Origin of the sequence: Pantoea sp. CFSAN033090, assembly GCF_001264395.1 — a bacterium.
GTDB lineage: Bacteria > Pseudomonadota > Gammaproteobacteria > Enterobacterales > Enterobacteriaceae > Pantoea > Pantoea agglomerans.
In genome coordinates this window covers 1-16,785 of sequence record NZ_LGYX01000002.1, presented here as the reverse complement: position 1 = coordinate 16,785, position 16,785 = coordinate 1, and the positions used below count along the sequence as shown (strand labels likewise).

The window sequence follows — 16,785 nt, the reverse complement described above, 5'->3', positions numbered from 1 at the left end:
CTCAGTGCTCCGATTTAGCCGGGAAGGTCTGGAAGGCAATCTGACGCTCGATCGGGTAGACCTCGCGTCCTGTCAGTTCGCGCAGCAGCACCGAGTTGCGGTAGCAGGCCATGCCGAGATCCGGCGTAACAAAACCGTGTGTGTGCAGTTCGGCGTTCTGCACGAAGATCTGATTGTGATAATCGATGCTGTAGTTGCGCTGCACGTCGTAGCGGCCTTTGTCATCCCAGCGCAGGCGGGCGTTGATGCCCTCTAAAAACATCGGTGGCTGGTAGTGATAGCCGGTCGCCATCACCAGTCCTTCGGTGCGACGGGTGAAGGTGCAATCCTGCTCCTCCTGATGCAGCGTCAGCTCGAACTCTCCCTGTGGCAGCCAGCGCATAGCGGTCAGCGCCGAGTGAGTAAACAGGTTAACGTTCAGATCGCCATCGAGCTGTTTTACATACATCAGGTCATAAATGTCGTTAATCAGGCTGCTGTTGATGCCTTTGTAGAGATTCTTGTGGCGCGCATTCAGTTCGTCCCGGGTGCTGGCGGGCAGCGCGTGGAAATAGTCTACCCACTCCGGCGAGGTCATCTCCAGCGTGAGCTTGGTGTACTCCAGCGGATAGAAGCGCGGCGCGCGGGTGATCCAGTTGAGCTGATAGCCAAAGCGGTCGATATCGGTCAGCAGGTCGTAGTAGATTTCTGCCGCGCTCTGGCCGCTGCCCAGCACGGTGATGGAACGCTTCTGCTGCAGTTCCGCTTTGTTGACCAGATAGTGGCTTGAGTGCGTCAGGCGCTGGCGGTGCGGCTGGCTGCACTCCGGCATCCAGGCTTTAGGCCCGGTGCCGAGGATCAGATGTCGTGCCAGATAGTTCTGTTTCTGACCATTCCGGGTGTCGGTCACCTGGAGTTGATAGACGCCAGCCGCCTCATCGTAGCTGACATACTCAACGTGGCTGTTCCAGCGCAGATTAGAGAGCCGTGAACTGGCCCACTGGCAGTACTGATTATACTCTTTGCGCATCAGGAAGAAGTCTTCACGGATATAAAAAGAGTATAATTTCCCCTTTTCCTTCATGTAGTTAAGCAGGCTGTAAGGGCTGGTCGGATCGGCGAGTGTCACCAGATCGGCCATAAACGGCGTCTGCAGATGGGCATTTTCCAGCATCATGCCGGTGTGCCAGTCAAAGCCCGGGTTCTCATCCAGGAAAAGACCGTTCAGTCCCTCAACCGGCTCACTCAGACAGGCCAGACTCAGGTTGAAAGGGCCGATACCGATACCAATAAAATCGTAAACGGAATTATTCATTTCAGAGCTCTCACTGTTTCGCCGCGTTCAGCGCAGACGCACGTACCTGCTCGCGGCCATAGTGCGCGATCAGGCTCAGCACATCTTCGATGTCGGCGATGGTCGTGGTGGGATTTAACAGGGTGAATTTCAGGTACTGACGCCCATCGACTTTGGTTCCGGCAATCACTGCGTTGCCGGAGCGGAAGAGCGCTTTACGGATAGCGGCGTTGATTTCGTCGATCTGTGCGTCGCTGGCGTTTTTGCCGGGCACGTAGCGGAAAATCTGGGTGGTCAGCTCAGGCGCGTGCAGCACTTCGATAGCAGGATGCGCAGTTAACCGCTCATGAGCCGCCTGTGTCAGCTCTATCAGCGTATCGAAAGCGTCACCCAGCGCCGCCGGACCCATCACGCGAAGGGTCAGCCACATTTTTAGCGCATCAAATCGGCGGGTGGTCTGAATGCTTTTGTTGACCAGATTCGGCGTGCCTTCCTGCTGGGCGCTGAGCGGATTCAGGTAATCTGCATGGTGCGTGACATGCTTCAGATTGTGGCTGTCCCGCACAAAGAACGCACCGCAGCTGACGGTCTGGAAGAAAGATTTGTGATAATCGACGGTGACCGAATCAGCCCGTTCAATGCCATTCAGGCGTGAGCGATGATTCTCTGAGACCAGCAGCCCACAGCCGTAAGCGGCGTCAACGTGCATCCACAAACCATAATTGTCACAGAGACGGGCAATCTCCGGCAGCGGATCGATGCTGCCAAAGTCCGTGGTGCCGCTGGTGGCAACCACAGCAATCGGGATCAGCCCTTCACTGCGACATTTCTCGATCTCCTTAGCCAGGCACGCTGCGTCCATACGGTAGTGGGCGTCGTGATCAACGGCGATAACTGCGTCATAGCCCAGCCCTAAAATCGCCATCGATTTCTGGATGCTGAAGTGGCTGAGTTTGGAGGTAAACACTCGCCATTTCGACGCGGTCTCAGGCAGGCCGCGATGCTTAATCAGATGCCCCGGATGATGTGCCGCGCACCAGCTATCACGCGCCAGAAGCATTGCCATCAGGTTGGATTGGGTGCCGCCGCTGGTGAAAATCCCATCAGATCCGGCAGGCAGGCCGATGCGGCCAAGCGTCCAGTCGATCACCTTCTGCTCAATCAGCGTACCGCCTGCGCTCTGATCCCAGGTGTCGACCGAGCTATTCACCGCCGCCATAATCTGCTCAGCCATCAGAGAGGGCAGCACGACCGGGCAGTTCAGGTGCGCCAGATATTTAGGGTGGTGAAACCAGACGGCGTCACGCAGATAGAGCTGACTCAGCTCTGTCAGGGCGTCATCGTTGTTACCCAGCGGACGATCGAGATCGACCTCACTGAATTCCGCCGCCAGTTCATGGGGCAGGATACCGCTGAAAGGCTTCTCAACGCCGGTAACGGTACGGGTCATCAGCGCCAGCACCTCCTGAGTCTGCTGCGACCAGGCCGCCAGTTGCTGATCGTTAAAAATAGCCGTTTCGGCACCGCTGGCATTGGATGCTGGCGCGAGATCCTGTGCCGCCTGAGTGGATGAGCGTAAAAGCATGTTCAGTTCCTGTGCGTTAATACCAGTGACCCTGCCGACGTAAGGTCAGCAGCGTTGGATGTCCGCTCAACAACTCCAGTAAACATAAAACTAACTAACCAGATAAAAACCCTGACCATTAAATGGATTAGTGTTTTCACCTTAAAAAGAGTAAATACCGCATATTATTTGTGGATTTGGCAGCGTTAAACGCTTTGTTATATGCGGATGAGAGTGTAAATGTTAATCATTATCATTCAAATGTTTTGTTGTTAAATTTTATTTATTAGTATGTCTAATGTTGAAAATGTGATGTTGATCACTTTTCTGGATCGGAATAATCCTTTTTTTACGCGGTTTAGCGCCATCAGATGTCAGGTAATTGGGATTGCGATTAGTGGCTATTGGTCAGGGGTGGGCGAAAACGAGTGGTAATAATAATTTTAGTTGGCGCTAAATGAGGCTCATTCTGATTGGTATTCAGGCGGGGCATAAGCGGAGCTGTAAAGCAGGTTACACACAAACAACCAGAAAGCGCTCATTGCCCTTTCTGGTTGCCATTAAGCGTTCTGATTATCCTGCATTTGTTTCTACAGGTGTCTTCTTTTTAGCCGTAAAGTTATAAATCACTAACAAGCCAAAAATGCCGGTGATAATCATGGTGATGGTTCCCTTATCCATAAAGTGAGCCATATTACCCAGCAGGATGCCGGTGACGCCGAAGTCGGTATCCGAGAAGGTGGTGTTGGTCAGCCCTATCTGTCCGAGTACCGGCAGCAGGGCGACAGGCAGGAAGGTAATTAACAGGCCATGAGCAAAGGCACCGCAAATCGCCCCACGCTTGCCGCCGGTCGCATTACCAAACACGCCAGCCGTAGCGCCACAGAAGAAGTGAGGAACCACACCCGGCAGAATCAATACCCAATGCAGCTGACCGAGAACAAACAGCCCCACCAGGCCACCGACAAAGCTGGAGATAAAGCCAACCAGCACCGCATTCGGGGCGTAGGGGAAAACAATCGGGCAATCCAGCGCCGGTCTGGCTTCCGGAACCAGTTTTTCTGAAAAGCCGGTAAAGGCAGGGACAATTTCAGCCAGGATTAAGCGCACACCCTGCAGAATGATAAAGACACCCGCCGCGAAGGTAATGGCCTGGATAAAGGAGTAAACAAGGTAGTTCTGACCATTGCTGAAATTAGCCTCTACATAGTCTTTACCGGCAGACACCGACAGGATTAAGTAGATAATCATCATCGTCAGAGAGATCGAGATGGTACTGTCACGCAAAAAACTGAGGTTTTTTGGCATGTTCATCTCTTCGGTGGATTTAGATCCTTTGCCTACCAAAGAGCCGATCCAGCCTGATAAGACATAGCCAATTGTCCCGGTATGCGCCAGCGCGACATGGTCGCCACCAATGATCTTACGCATATAGGGCTGGGCGATCGCCGGGAAGGTGGCCATCAGAATGCCCAACAGCAGTGACCCGGTGTAAATAAGCTGAATACCTTCAAAACCAGCAACCGATAAAATAATCGCGATCATACAGGCCATATAGAACGTCACATGCCCTGAGAGGTAGATATATTTCAGTCGGGTGAAGCGAGCGACAACGATGTTGGCGACCATGCCGAAGGCCATGATCATCGTGGTAGGCGCACCATATTTTGCCAGAGCGATAGAGACCATTGCTTCGTTATTAGGAATGATGCCCTGAACATCAAACGCATGTTTGAAAATGTCGCCCAGTGGCGTCAGTGAACCGACCAGAACGGTCGCACCGCCTGCCAGCACCAGGAAGCCCAGAATAGTTTTTACCGTGCCCTTGATAACATCAGGAAACGGCTTCTTCTGCGCAATCAGTCCGAAAAATGCCACCAGTCCGACTAATATAGAGGGCACTTTCAGCACGTCGACGACGAACTGCAAAAGATTTTGAGTAAACATATTAACCTCGAGGGTAAGGTGTTTATCTAATTATTAGCGTCACTTTTTCTCAAAATACTCACGTATTTTCTGCTCCACTTCTTTCAGGTCAATGATGTTATTAATGATGATGACCTTCTGTTCAGGAAGGTTTGCGCTATAAGCAATGTCTTTGGCCATAACAAAAACATCTGCCACATCGGGGGTGACAGAGCCGAGATCCGAATGTTCCACTTCAGCTTCAACACCGATCGTTTTAAGCACTTTCTTGATGTTCATTTCCATCATGAAGCTGCTGCCTAAACCTGAACCACACACCGCCATAATTTTCATATCAAACCTCATTAACTAATGATTAAAAGTCGCGTTTCAACGGGCAGACTAAACGCCTGATAAAATCGTCATGAGCGCTTCTTTGCTGCTCGCATTGAATATCTGCGCCATGATCTCTTCATCGGACAGCACTTCCGCCAGCTGGGAGATCATTTCGATATGGCTATTACTGTCCGGTGCGGCAAACATGAAAATAGCCTTCACCGGATCGTTTTCTTCGGAGTCAAATTTCACTGCTGTACCCAGCAGCACAATCGACAACCCCAGTTTGTGTGCGCCCTGTTCCGGGCGTGCGTGGGGCATGGCAATCTGGGGCGCGATGACAAAAAAGGGGCCGATCTCCTCTTTTTGCTGAATAATCGCATCAATATAATCCTGCGATATTGCGCCCTCACTGAGCAGAGGACGTCCCGCAATAACTAACGCTTCCTGCCAGTCAGTCACGCTTTCGACGTACTGGATTTTCTCGTTATTTAACCACTTAGCCAGGTGTGACATCGTCTTACTCCTCCTGTTTAAATGCGCAATAAAATTTAACTAAACGCATAAACCGTGTGGCGTTTGCCTGCTCCCGGTTGCGCATTAACCCATCTCATATAAAATTTTCTCAACCGGAACAGGGCCTGTTATGCATTCCGATTTTTCATAAATTCCTGAGTATGTACAGTCAGTTTCCCTCAAAAACCCCGTTATCACTTTTTTAGATAAACTTTTTGTCAGCAGAGCGACACAAAAATCGAATGTAGTAAAAGGAGGTGACATCCTTAAAAGTCATGATTTTCATGGAGTTATTAAAAAAATATTTTCTCATTGTTCAGATGGGGTTATATTTCACAACGGTCATCACATCTGTACATGTTAAAGGTGTCTAGTCATCCTGATGATGTCCTTCGACGTGTACGGACACAACCTGTAAAGTTAAAATATTGCTTATCAGGCTTAACATCAGTGCCAATTTGATAAGTTGATCACATATTCAGCTAGCGGAAGTGGTACTCATCCGGCAATGTCAGGCAGAACTGTACTGACACGGATTAGAGGGAGTCTGTCCTTCACTCAAACGGGAAGAAAGCCAATGGTTGATGGCATTACTGAAAAACAAAAAGAGGTTGTTGATTACATCCTCAATAAAATTAAGGATGATGGCCTTCGACCCGGAGAGAAACTGGATACCGAAATATCAATTGCTAAAAGCATCGGCATTACTCGCGCAACGGTGCGTGAAGCCACACGCATTCTGGTGGAGCAGCAGAGAATTTACCGGGTTAAAGGTTCGGGAATTTTTGTCGGTTCCACGGAGATGAGTAGCCAGGCGAACCGATATCATGTGCTTTCACCCTTTGATTATCAGGCGCAAAGAAATGGTCATAAAGGTGTAAGGAAAATCATATCGGTCAGCATAATCAAGGTTCCTTCTGCTGATATCGCTCAGGCGCTGCGTATTAAAAACAGCGATCAGATCTATAAAATTTTACGCCTGATGTGTTTCGATGACATCCCGGTGGCTCTGGAACATATTCACCTGCCGGTTAATATGTTTAGCAGCATGGAGTTCAGCAAGCTGGAACTGTCAAAATATGCCTACATTGAAGAAGTTACCGGTAAGAAAGTGCAGCTAAGGGACCAGCATTTAACGGCCGTCAATCTTACGGATACACAGTCGCTTACACTGCTTAATTTAGCGGAAGGGGATGCTGTCATTCAGCTTAATGAAACTGTTTATCTCGACGACGGCGTTCCATGTGAAGTCAATGTGGCGCTTATCAACACCCGATTTTTCCCGTTGAAACAAAATTCGCAACGGCCTTAGAAAAATAATCTTGTTTCTGGGCTCAATGCTTTGCTGTGCCCAGATATGACCCTATCAGACAGATTCATGCCCGGTTTACACCTCTCATTACAGTAGAGGATCTTAATTCCGGATAATGTATAAGGTCCTGTAAATCATCTGGCAGTTGCAATGAGTTATCTCTGACTCAATTGCATTCTTCATTTGCTTATTTATCTATCTGGCGACCCGTGCTTCAACATCCTGTGAAGAATGTATTTCAATGCCATGAATTCAGGCTGTCTGAATTTCTGCAGTCGCGGCTAACAACAGCTGTCATCTCTCCATACGTAAGACGATTTTCTGCAAACCTTTGCCAGTTCGCCGATTTTACTCACCTGAATATCAGGCAACAAATAGCGTTATACGCAAAATATCTGCCTGATTACCTGTTTCAGAGCCCGTTTTCCCTCTTTCACTTCTCACTGTTCTCCATTATGACGAAATCAATAATGCATAAAACAATATGATGTTTTACCAATGATCGACTGCGCAGCACACTGGTCTGCAACCGGAATAAACAAGGACCAGGTGAATGGCATATCGATTAAGTCTGTTAGATAAAGCGCCCGTGCTGCAGGGTGAATCACCCACCGCGGCGCTGCAGCGCACGCTGCAGATGGCGCAGCGGGCAGAGGAGTGGGGTTATCACCGCTTCTGGCTGGCGGAACATCACAACACCGCGCAGCTGGCCAGTCCTTCACCTGAGGTATTGATTGCCTGGATCATTGCCCAGACACGACATATTCGCGTCGGATCGGGCGGCGTGATGTTGCAGCACTACAGCCCTTATAAAGTGGCAGAGAACTTTAATCTGCTCGCTTCGCTGGCGCCGGGCCGCATTGACCTCGGCGTGGGCAAAGCGCCGGGCGGACTTCCACTCTCCACCCATGCGCTGCAACAGGGTGTTGATGCCGCTAAAAAAGGGAGCTTTGCCGAACAGCTTCAGCTGCTGGATAGCTGGCTGAAGCCCGGTCAGGCTGATCCTGACGATGAGGGTTTAGCCGCCACGCCACTGCCGCCACGTCCGGCGAACCGTTTTCTGCTGGGTGCCAGTGAAGAGAGCGCACTGCTGGCCGCCAGTCTGGGCTGGCAGTTTGTCTTTGCCGCTCACCTCAATGGCGACCGCCAGTTGCTGGAGCACGCACTGAGTACTTACTCCCGCCTGAGCCAGGGTCAGCGCGCCCTGGTGGCCGTGCAGGTGGTGGTAGCCGACTCACCCGCCGGGGCTGACCTGCTGGTAGCCAATCTTCGTCACTACCATGTAGCGGTGAAAGATGGCCCGAGCGTCAACGTCGCCAGTCTGGAACAGGCGGAGCGCTATGTGCGTCAGGGTGGATACCGCGATTATCAGATTGAGCCGCGCACGCCGTCACTTCTGAAAGGCACGGCGGCGCAGGTTCATGCCCAGCTGGACGCGCTGCATCATAATTTTGACATTGATGAGTTTGTTATCGACACGCCGATTACTGAGCCGGTTGCACGTCTGCAGTCACTTGAACTGCTGGCCACGCATCATCTGGTCGCAGCCTGAATCCCCGTCAGTGGAGAGTCATCATGAACCCTGAGTCACAACTGATTGAATGGCGACGCGAACTGCACACCTGGCCGGAGCTGTCAGGTCAGGAGTTCGCCACCACCGCGCGACTGCGGGGCTGGCTGCAGGCGGCGGGTATCCGGCTGCTGGACTATCCACTGGAAACCGGCGTGGTGGCAGAAATTGGCAGCGGAGAGACGGTGATCGCGCTGCGCGCCGACATCGATGCGCTGCCGATCCATGAGGCGAGCGGGGTGCGTTTTCACTCCCGCCATCCTGGCGTGATGCACGCCTGCGGTCATGACCTGCACAGCGCGGTGATGCTGGGTGCGGCCTTAAAGCTCAATTCACAAGCCGATCGGTTAGCTGGCCGGGTGCGCATCCTGTTCCAGCCCGCTGAAGAGATAGCGCGCGGCGCGCGTCAGTTCATTGAGGCAGGCGTACTGGATGAGGTGCAGGCTATCTTCGGGATGCACAACGAGCCTTCGCTGCCCGTCGGCACCTTTGCCACCCGCAGCGGGGCGTTCTACGCGAATGCTGACAAATTTATTATTCGCGTCACCGGCAAAGGCGCACATGCCGCGTATCCGGAGCAGGGTGTCGACAGCATTGTGACGGCCAGCCAGATTATCCAGGCGTTACAGGGACTCACCAGCCGCAGCTTCAGTGCCCTGGACAGTCTGGTACTGAGCATTACCCGCATCGACGGCGGCAAAAGCTGGAATGTATTACCCGGCGGCGTTGAGTTTGGCGGCACGGCCCGAACCCACGATTTACAGGTGCGCGCCGAACTGGAACAGCGGGTGCGCACGCTGGTTGAGCACTTCGCCGACGCCAATGGCGCGCAGGCAACCCTGAGCTGGCATCCTGGCCCGCCAGTGCTGATCAACGATGCGCACTGGGCGACCTTCAGCAGCGAAGTGGCGCAGCAGGCGGGCTATCGGGTGCAGACCGCCGATCTCCATCTGCTGGGGGAGGATTTTGCCTTTTATCTGCAACAGGTGCCGGGGGCGTTTGTCAGCATCGGCAGCGCCAGTGACTTTGGTCTGCACCATGCCAGCTTTACCCCGGATGAGGCGCTGATTGCGCCCGCCGCCGACTACTTCGCCCGACTGGCCCGCCAGGCGCTGCAACATCTTAACGCGCGATGTCGGGAAGCCATTCTGAACTGAATTCATCTGCAACCCGCTAAAGCACGACGGTTCTGACCACCGTCGTCGGGCATCGCTACGACTAAAAAAGAGAGAGCATCATGACCACAAGACAACTTCGGCTGGGCACCATTCTGCATGGCGCATCGGGAAACATGTCTGCCTGGCGCCATCCGGCGGCGCAGGCCGATGCCAGTATTAATCTGGATTACGCCAAAAAAATTGCCCGCAAGGCGGAGCAGGGCAAACTCGATTTTCTGTTTGTCGCCGACGGGTTGTTTATTAACGAAAAGTCGATCCCGCACTTTCTGAATCGCTTTGAGCCGCTGACGCTGCTCTCGGCGCTGGCGGGCGTCACTGAACATCTGGGGCTGGTCGGCACGGTATCGACCTCTTACAGCGAGCCGTTCACCGTGGCGCGTCAGTTTGCCAGCCTTGATCATCTCAGCGGCGGGCGTGCGGGCTGGAACGTGGTGACGTCACCGCTGGAAGGATCGGCCAAAAACTTCTCACGCCAGCAACACCCGGAGCACGCATTGCGTTACCGCATTGCCGATGAGTATCTGCAGGTGGTGAAAGGATTGTGGGATTCGTGGGAGCAGGATGCTTTTGTACGTGATAAGGCCAGCGGGCAATTTTTCGATCCGGCGAAGCTGCACACGCTCGATCATCACGGTGATTTCTTCCAGGTGCAGGGGCCGCTGAACATCGCCCGCACGCCGCAGGGTCGTCCGATTATCTTCCAGGCTGGCGCGTCCGATGACGGTAAAAAACTGGCGGCGCGTCATGCTGACGCCATCTTCACCCATCAGCCGACGCGTGAAGAGGCGCAGGCATTTTACCAGGATGTGAAACAGCAACTGGTGGCGAATGGCCGTCAGCCAGACGATTTGCACATCTTCCAGGGTGTCAGTGTAATTGTTGGCGATGATGCCGAGGACGTGGAACGCCAGTATCAGACCACGGCGGCGCTGGTGTCGATTACCGATGCACTTAACTACCTCGGGCGTTTCTTCGACCATCACGACTTCTCTCAGTACCCGCTGGATCAGCCGTTCCCGGATATCGGTGACATCGGTCAGAACAGCTTCCGCAGCACCACCGACGAGATCAAACGCAAAGCACAGCAGCATGGGCATACCCTGCGCCAGGCCGCACTGGAAGCGGCAACGCCACGCCCGCTGTTTCACGGCACGCCGGAAGAGGTGGCGGATGGCCTGCAGCTCTGGTTTGAAACCCACGCCACTGACGGCTTCATCATTAACGGCGGCACGCCCGATACCTTTGAACGTTTTGTTGACCGCGTGGTGCCGATTTTGCAGGCTCGCGGCCTGACGCGCCGCGACTATCCGGGCAGCACGCTTCGTGACAGCTTCGCCCTGAAACAACCTGTTAATCAGTTCACCTCACAATAAGAGCACAAGCCATGAACAAAACATCGCGTCTTATCGCCCTGCTTATTCTGGCGGCCAGTAGCCATGCGCTGGCTGAAGATACCAGCGTCTCCTTTAACGGCCAGCGCGTCAGCCTTGAAGCTAACAAAGCGCCGATCAATACCGTGAAGAATCCGGAGGCGATCGCGCAACTGCCTGCGGGTCATCGTTTTGTGGTGCCGGGTTCCTTTACCGTGGCGGTCGCCGCGCTGAATTCCCCGCCGTTGACGGTGTTTTCCGATGACAATAAAACCCTGCTTGGCAGCGAAGTGGATATTGCCCGGCTGGTGGCTGACAGCCTGGGATTAAAACTCAACGTGGTACCAGCGTCCTGGGAAGACTGGCCGCTGGGTGTGGCCTCGGGCAAGTATGACGCGGCGATCTCCAACATTACCGTGACCAAAGATCGTAAAGAGAAGTTCGACTTCGCCACCTACCGCAAAGATTCACTGGGTTTTTATGTCAAAACCAGCAGCCCGATAAAGTCACTGACCAAAGCAGAAGATATTGCCGGGCTGAGGATCATTGTGGGATCCGGCACCAATCAGGAGGCGATTCTGCTGGCGTGGGATAAAGAGAATCAGGCAAAGGGACTGAAAGCTTTTACGCCGGTTTATACCAAAGATGATGCCGCTCAGACGCTGGCGCTGCAGGCTGGCCGGGCTGATGCCTACTTTGGTCCCAATGTGATTGGTGCCTGGAAAGCGGCACTGACCGGTAAAACCCGTCTGGTCGGCAGCGTCGATGGCGGCTGGCCCAAAGCGGCGCACATTGCCGTTACCGTGAAGAAAGGCAGCGGTCTGGCGGAACCGATCAGCACCGCGCTGAACGGTGTGATCGGCAACGGTGACTATCAGAAGGTGCTGAACCGCTGGGGTGAAGGTGTTGAGAAGATCGATCGTTCTGAAATCAATCCCGCCGGGCTGGGCGACTAAGGAGCTGACCATGAGTGAATCCACTTTTCGCGAAGTTTCACCCGACGCGCCGGAGTTGCAACCGATCCTGGGCGGCCTGTTTGGCGAATATTCCGCACGCTATGGCGACTACTTTTCCCGTCGTAACGAGCTGGAACAGGAGCTGACCGAATGGTATCTGCCGCCGCAGGGGCTGTTTATCGTGCTGGAGCGTGACGGCGAGATCATCGCGATGGGCGCTTATAAACCCTATGACCCGCAGACCGCCGAGCTGAAGCGCATCTGGACCCGCAGCGATCTGCGTCGTCAGGGGCTGGCGCTGGTGGTGTTACAGGAGCTGGAGCGTCGCGCTTTACAGGCGGGCTATCAGCGGCTGTTTCTCACCACCGGCTTCCGTCAGCCGGAGGCGGTGCGGCTCTATACCGGTCACGGTTATCAGCCACAGTTCGATCTCAGCGGGGATCTGGAGCGTTATGGCCAGCCGCCGCACGACGGACGACTGCGTTTTATCAAAGTGATCGGCGTTTATAACGTCGCCGCGGCAAGTTAAGAGGTGACCATGAGCAAACATCAACATCTGCAGGTGGTGCCGGCACGCTACCCGGCACGCACGGCAGGGGCTATCGTTGCGCTGTTTATTCTGGCAGGCGTGGTGCAGTCAGTGGCCTTTAATCCGCGCTGGGAATGGAGCGTGTTTGCCCGCTGGTTCTTTGACCCGGTGATCCTGCACGGTCTGGGTCAGACGCTGCTGCTGACGCTGATGGGTACGATATTCAGTCTGTTTCTGGGTGGTCTGCTGGCGCTGGCACGTCTCTCCTCATCCTGGCTGCTGAGCACGCTGGCATGGGGTTATATCTGGCTGTTCAGGTCACTGCCACTGATTGTGGTGCTGATCATTCTTTATAACTTCTCCTATCTCTACGACACCCTGTCTGTCGGCATTCCGTTTACCGGCCTCTCCTGGGGGGCGTATCAGACGATTAACGTGCTGGGGCAGTTTCAGGCAGCCGTTATCGGTCTGACGCTGGTGCAGGCGGCCTACAGCGCGGAAATTATTCGCGGCGGGATCCTCGGCGTCGATCACGGTCAGGTAGAGGCCGCGTCCGCGCTGGGTCTCTCTGCCACACGCCGCACTTTCCGCATCATTCTGCCGCAGGCGCTGCGCGCCATTATCCCCACCGCGTTCAACGAGATCATCAGTCTGGCGAAAGGCACATCCGTGGTTTATGTGCTGGCGATGCCGGAGCTGTTCTACACCATCCAGATGATCTACAACCGCAATCAGGAAGTGATCCCACTGCTGATGGTCGGTGCTGCCTGGTATCTGATTATCACCACCGTGTTGTCCGTGATTCAGTACAACGCCGAACGCTGGATGGCCCGCAGCGTCACCCGTGAACCGCAACCGTCGCGCTGGCGACAATGGCGCAACCGCGTCACGCCACTTCATCCGACCGAGGAGATCAGCCATGTCCGAAGCCATTGATTACCGCACCTCACACACTACCGGTGCCATCAGCATCACCGGCGTCAGTAAACGATTTGGTAAACATAAAGCGCTGGATGATGTATCGCTGTCACTGGCACCGGGGTCCGTCACGGTGATCCTCGGGCCGTCCGGCTCCGGTAAATCCACGCTGCTGCGCACCATCAATCATCTGGAACGGGTCGACGAAGGATTTATTCAGATTGATGGCGACTACATCGGCTATCAGCAGCGCGGCAATAAGCTGTATGAACTGAAAGAGAAGGCGATTCTGCGCCAGCGCATCAACGTCGGCTACGTATTCCAGAACTTCAATCTGTTCCCACACCTCAGCGTGCTGGATAACCTGATTGAAGCGCCGATTGCCCATCGTCAGTTAACGAAACCGGAAGCGATACAGCGTGCAGGTGAACTGCTGGATATTGTGGGCCTGCGGCATAAAGCCGATGCGTGGCCGCGTCACCTGTCGGGCGGGCAGCAACAGCGCATCGCGATTGCGCGTGCGCTGATGCTCAATCCACGGGTCATGTTGTTCGATGAGCCGACCTCGGCGCTGGATCCTGAACTGGTGGGCGAAGTGCTGGATGTAATTAAAAAGCTGGCGCGTTCCGGCACTACGCTGGTGATTGTGACGCATGAGATTGGCTTTGCCCGTGAAGTGGCGGACAACGTGGTCTTTATGGTGGATGGCCGGATTGTGGAGCAGGGCAGCACCTCCCAGGTGCTCAATAATCCGCGTCATGAGCGCACCCGACGCTTTCTGGCGCGCGTGTTATGAGGGCATTAACGTTAACGATTCTGACGCTGCTTCCGGCGCTGGCCTGTTCTGCGGCTGAGAAGCTCGATGTCCTGCAAAACGAGACGCCGATTCATGCCCCGGCCAATCCGCAGGCTATTGCTCAAATTCCGGCCAATTACCGTTTTATCGAACCGGGCACCCTGACGGTCGCTACCTCAGCGACCAACTCGCCGCCGCTGTCGCTGCTGGCGTCTGATAACGTCACGCGGATCGGCAGTGATCCCGATATCGCCCGACTCCTTGCTGATAGCCTGGGGCTGAAGCTCAGGCTGGTTCCGGCTTCCTGGGAGGACTGGCCGCTGGGCATCAGCGCCGGACGCTATGATGTCGCGATGTTCAATATTGCCGTGACCGAAGAGCGCAAGAAGAAGTTCGATTTTGCGACGTATCGCGCCGATAACCACGCTTTTGCGGTGAAAAGCAGCAGTCATATCAGCAAGATTAACAGTCCGGCGGATATTGCCGGTAAGCGAATTATCGTCGCCTCGGGCACCAATCAGGAGCGTATTTTACTGAGCTGGGATGAGCAGAACCGGGCTAAAGGTTTGCCTGCGGTAACGCCGATTTACCTGACTGATGATGCCTCCGCGACGCTGACGTTGCTGTCGGGACGGGCAGATGCGATGTTTGGCCCTCACTCGATGGCGGCCTGGAAAGTGGCGTCACGCGGACAGACAAAGCTGGTTGGCAGCGGACCGTTTCGCGCCTGGGTCGCCGTGACCACCAAAAAGGGCAATGGCCTGGCACCCGCGTTGCAGGCTGCGCTGGATGGCACCATCGCAGGCGGGCAGTATCAGCAGGTGCTGGCACGCTGGGGCGAACAGGATGAGGCCATCACTCAATCCACGGTGAATCCACCCGGCATTGTTTACTGAGTCTGCAGAACCGGCTCGCCTGCTGCGGCCGGTTCTGCGCACTTCAACCTGATGAGCACAGAATTGAACTACACTCTCCAGCGTTAGTGATTTATCCTGCCCGCCTGTTTCCGTAAAATCCTCACTGCGTGGCGGATTAATTGACCTGGAAGCCCCATGAAGATCAGATTCCTTTCTGCCAATGAGCAAAAGCTGGCGGAGGTGCGCAAAATACTCGAACCTGTCGGGGTCGAAGTTCTGCCCATCGCCCGTCGCATCGAAGAAATTCAGACTGAAAACGAACTCGACCTGGTGCGCGACAAACTGACCAAAGCCTTTTCGCTGATTGGGCGACCGCTGTTTGTGGAGCATACCGGCCTCTATCTGGATGGCCTCAATGGTCTGCCCGCCGGCCTGACCCGAATCTTCTGGAACCGCCTGGACGCTGAGCGCTTTACCGCGCTGGTGCAGGGGCTCGACAGCCAGGCCGTGACGGCCAAAACGGTGCTGGGCTACTGCGATGGCCGCAAAATGTACCAGTTTTCGGGTGAACTACGCGGCACCATCGCCGCGAAACCTGCCGGAACGCGTGGCTTTCAGTGGGACTGCGTCTTTATTCCCGAAGGCTATGAGCAGACGTTTGCTGAAATGGGCGAACTCAAGAATGAGATCTCGATGCGGCGCATCGCGCTGGATCGCTTCGCCACCTTTTTAAAAACCTCGCGGGGCATGGCATGAAACCTGAACTCAAACGCGCCTATGATTCCGGCAAACTGATTCTGTTTGCCGGTGCCGGTATTTCGCGCAATTTTGGCCTGCCCGAGTGGCATGAACTGATTGCGCATCTTGCTAATGAGCTGGGTTACGATCCAAAAATCTTCAATACCTATGGCACGCACCTGTCGCTGGCGGAGTATTACAAACAGAAAAAAGGTTCGCTTGGCCCGCTGCGCAGCTGGATGGATCGCGAATGGCATCGCCCCGATATTGATGTCCGCTCTTCTGAAATTCATACCATGATTACGCAGGGTAACTTCTCGCGTATCTACACCACCAATTACGATCGCTGGCTGGAAGCGGCGCATGAAGCGCACGGCGTACCCTATTATAAAGTGGCCAACGCCGCGGACCTGGTCTCTCTCACCGAAGATAAGCGTCACATCATCAAGCTGCACGGTGATTTTGATGATGACACCTCAATCGTGCTCGATGAGAGCAGCTATTTTGAACGCCTCTATTTTGATTCGCCGCTCGACATCAAACTGACTCACGATGTGATGGGCAACTCAGTGCTGTTTGTCGGCTACAGCATCAGTGATTTCAATATTCGCCTGCTGTTTTACCGTCTGACCAAGATGTGGGGCCGCACCGGGCTGGCAACCGCCCGGCCAAAATCGTACCTGTTCACTAACCGGAACAACCCGGTGGCTAAAGAGGTGCTGGGGCAGTGGGGGATCGAGGTGATCGTCTCGGAAGAGGACGATCCCCGTAAGGCATTGGCGATGTTTCTTGAAGAGCTGCTGGTGTAGCCGCCGGCCCTCGCGGCGGAGAATGCGTCAGGAAAAATGAAAAAAGCCTGTGCCAGGTTAAGGTTAGCCCGTGCACAACCGATAAACTCTATTCTCTGCTGGCAAAGCAGGATCGGCATGATATACTGTATGTATACGGGTCTTCCCCTGTTGTAGTG

16 protein-coding genes are annotated in these 16,785 nt (G+C 54.3%); 11 read left to right on the top strand and 5 right to left on the bottom strand.

Annotation, left to right across the window (positions count from 1 at the left end; all coding sequences use genetic code 11):
• Window position 1: 1 nt before the first annotated feature.
• From AFL22_RS02230 to AFL22_RS02210, 5 genes are all read right to left on the bottom strand, one after another.
• Window positions 2-1,294 carry a lysine N(6)-hydroxylase/L-ornithine N(5)-oxygenase family protein gene (locus AFL22_RS02230; protein WP_010247061.1) on the bottom strand — a complete coding sequence of 431 codons (1,293 nt, stop codon included), beginning with the start codon at window positions 1,292-1,294 and terminating at the stop codon, window positions 2-4.
• A gap of 10 nt (window positions 1,295-1,304) precedes the next feature.
• Entirely contained in the window at window positions 1,305-2,858 is a 1,554-nt protein-coding gene (locus tag AFL22_RS02225; protein WP_010670382.1) for an aspartate aminotransferase family protein, read from the bottom strand.
• Window positions 2,859-3,410: 552 nt separating this feature from the next.
• Window positions 3,411-4,784, bottom strand: a complete 1,374-nt coding sequence (locus AFL22_RS02220; RefSeq protein WP_022624351.1) for a PTS ascorbate transporter subunit IIC — start codon at window positions 4,782-4,784, stop codon at window positions 3,411-3,413.
• 39 nt (window positions 4,785-4,823) lie between these two features.
• The gene (locus AFL22_RS02215; RefSeq protein ID WP_010247066.1) at window positions 4,824-5,096 is read right to left on the bottom strand and encodes a PTS sugar transporter subunit IIB; all 273 of its coding nucleotides are present in this window, start codon (window positions 5,094-5,096) and stop codon (window positions 4,824-4,826) included.
• Window positions 5,097-5,144: 48 nt separating this feature from the next.
• Entirely contained in the window at window positions 5,145-5,594 is a 450-nt protein-coding gene (locus AFL22_RS02210; RefSeq protein ID WP_010247067.1) for a PTS sugar transporter subunit IIA, read from the bottom strand.
• 577 nt (window positions 5,595-6,171) lie between these two features.
• On the opposite strand from AFL22_RS02210, the gene AFL22_RS02205 reads away from it, so the two are divergent.
• The 11 genes from AFL22_RS02205 (at window position 6,172) to AFL22_RS02155 (ending at window position 16,627) form a co-directional block, all read left to right on the top strand.
• Complete coding sequence (locus tag AFL22_RS02205) at window positions 6,172-6,906, top strand: GntR family transcriptional regulator (protein WP_010247068.1); 735 nt, start codon at window positions 6,172-6,174, stop codon at window positions 6,904-6,906.
• 553 nt (window positions 6,907-7,459) lie between these two features.
• Window positions 7,460-8,458, top strand: coding sequence for an MsnO8 family LLM class oxidoreductase (locus tag AFL22_RS02200; protein WP_033768955.1), 999 nt, complete (start codon window positions 7,460-7,462; stop codon window positions 8,456-8,458).
• Window positions 8,459-8,481: 23 nt separating this feature from the next.
• The gene (locus AFL22_RS02195) at window positions 8,482-9,633 is read left to right on the top strand and encodes an amidohydrolase (protein ID WP_052270703.1); all 1,152 of its coding nucleotides are present in this window, start codon (window positions 8,482-8,484) and stop codon (window positions 9,631-9,633) included.
• 80 nt (window positions 9,634-9,713) lie between these two features.
• The gene (locus AFL22_RS02190; protein WP_033760494.1) at window positions 9,714-11,027 is read left to right on the top strand and encodes an LLM class flavin-dependent oxidoreductase; all 1,314 of its coding nucleotides are present in this window, start codon (window positions 9,714-9,716) and stop codon (window positions 11,025-11,027) included.
• Window positions 11,028-11,038: 11 nt separating this feature from the next.
• On the top strand, window positions 11,039-11,980 hold the full coding sequence (locus AFL22_RS02185) for an ABC transporter substrate-binding protein (protein ID WP_052270702.1): 942 nt from the start codon (window positions 11,039-11,041) through the stop codon (window positions 11,978-11,980).
• 10 nt (window positions 11,981-11,990) lie between these two features.
• Window positions 11,991-12,509, top strand: a complete 519-nt coding sequence (locus tag AFL22_RS02180; protein WP_010247073.1) for a GNAT family N-acetyltransferase — start codon at window positions 11,991-11,993, stop codon at window positions 12,507-12,509.
• Between the two features lie 9 nt (window positions 12,510-12,518).
• Window positions 12,519-13,445 (top strand): amino acid ABC transporter permease, encoded by a 927-nt coding sequence (locus AFL22_RS02175; protein ID WP_052270701.1) that lies wholly within the window; start codon window positions 12,519-12,521, stop codon window positions 13,443-13,445.
• Entirely contained in the window at window positions 13,429-14,223 is a 795-nt protein-coding gene (locus AFL22_RS02170) for an amino acid ABC transporter ATP-binding protein (RefSeq protein ID WP_052270700.1), read from the top strand. The genes AFL22_RS02175 and AFL22_RS02170 overlap by 17 nt, the downstream gene beginning before the upstream one ends.
• Window positions 14,220-15,119 (top strand): ABC transporter substrate-binding protein, encoded by a 900-nt coding sequence (locus AFL22_RS02165; protein ID WP_052270699.1) that lies wholly within the window; start codon window positions 14,220-14,222, stop codon window positions 15,117-15,119. The genes AFL22_RS02170 and AFL22_RS02165 overlap by 4 nt, the downstream gene beginning before the upstream one ends.
• 156 nt (window positions 15,120-15,275) lie before the next feature.
• Window positions 15,276-15,836, top strand: coding sequence for a non-canonical purine NTP pyrophosphatase (locus tag AFL22_RS02160; RefSeq protein WP_010247077.1), 561 nt, complete (start codon window positions 15,276-15,278; stop codon window positions 15,834-15,836).
• Complete coding sequence (locus tag AFL22_RS02155) at window positions 15,833-16,627, top strand: SIR2 family protein (RefSeq protein ID WP_010247078.1); 795 nt, start codon at window positions 15,833-15,835, stop codon at window positions 16,625-16,627. Before AFL22_RS02160 ends, AFL22_RS02155 begins: the two co-directional genes overlap by 4 nt.
• The last annotated feature ends 158 nt before the right edge of the window (window positions 16,628-16,785 follow it).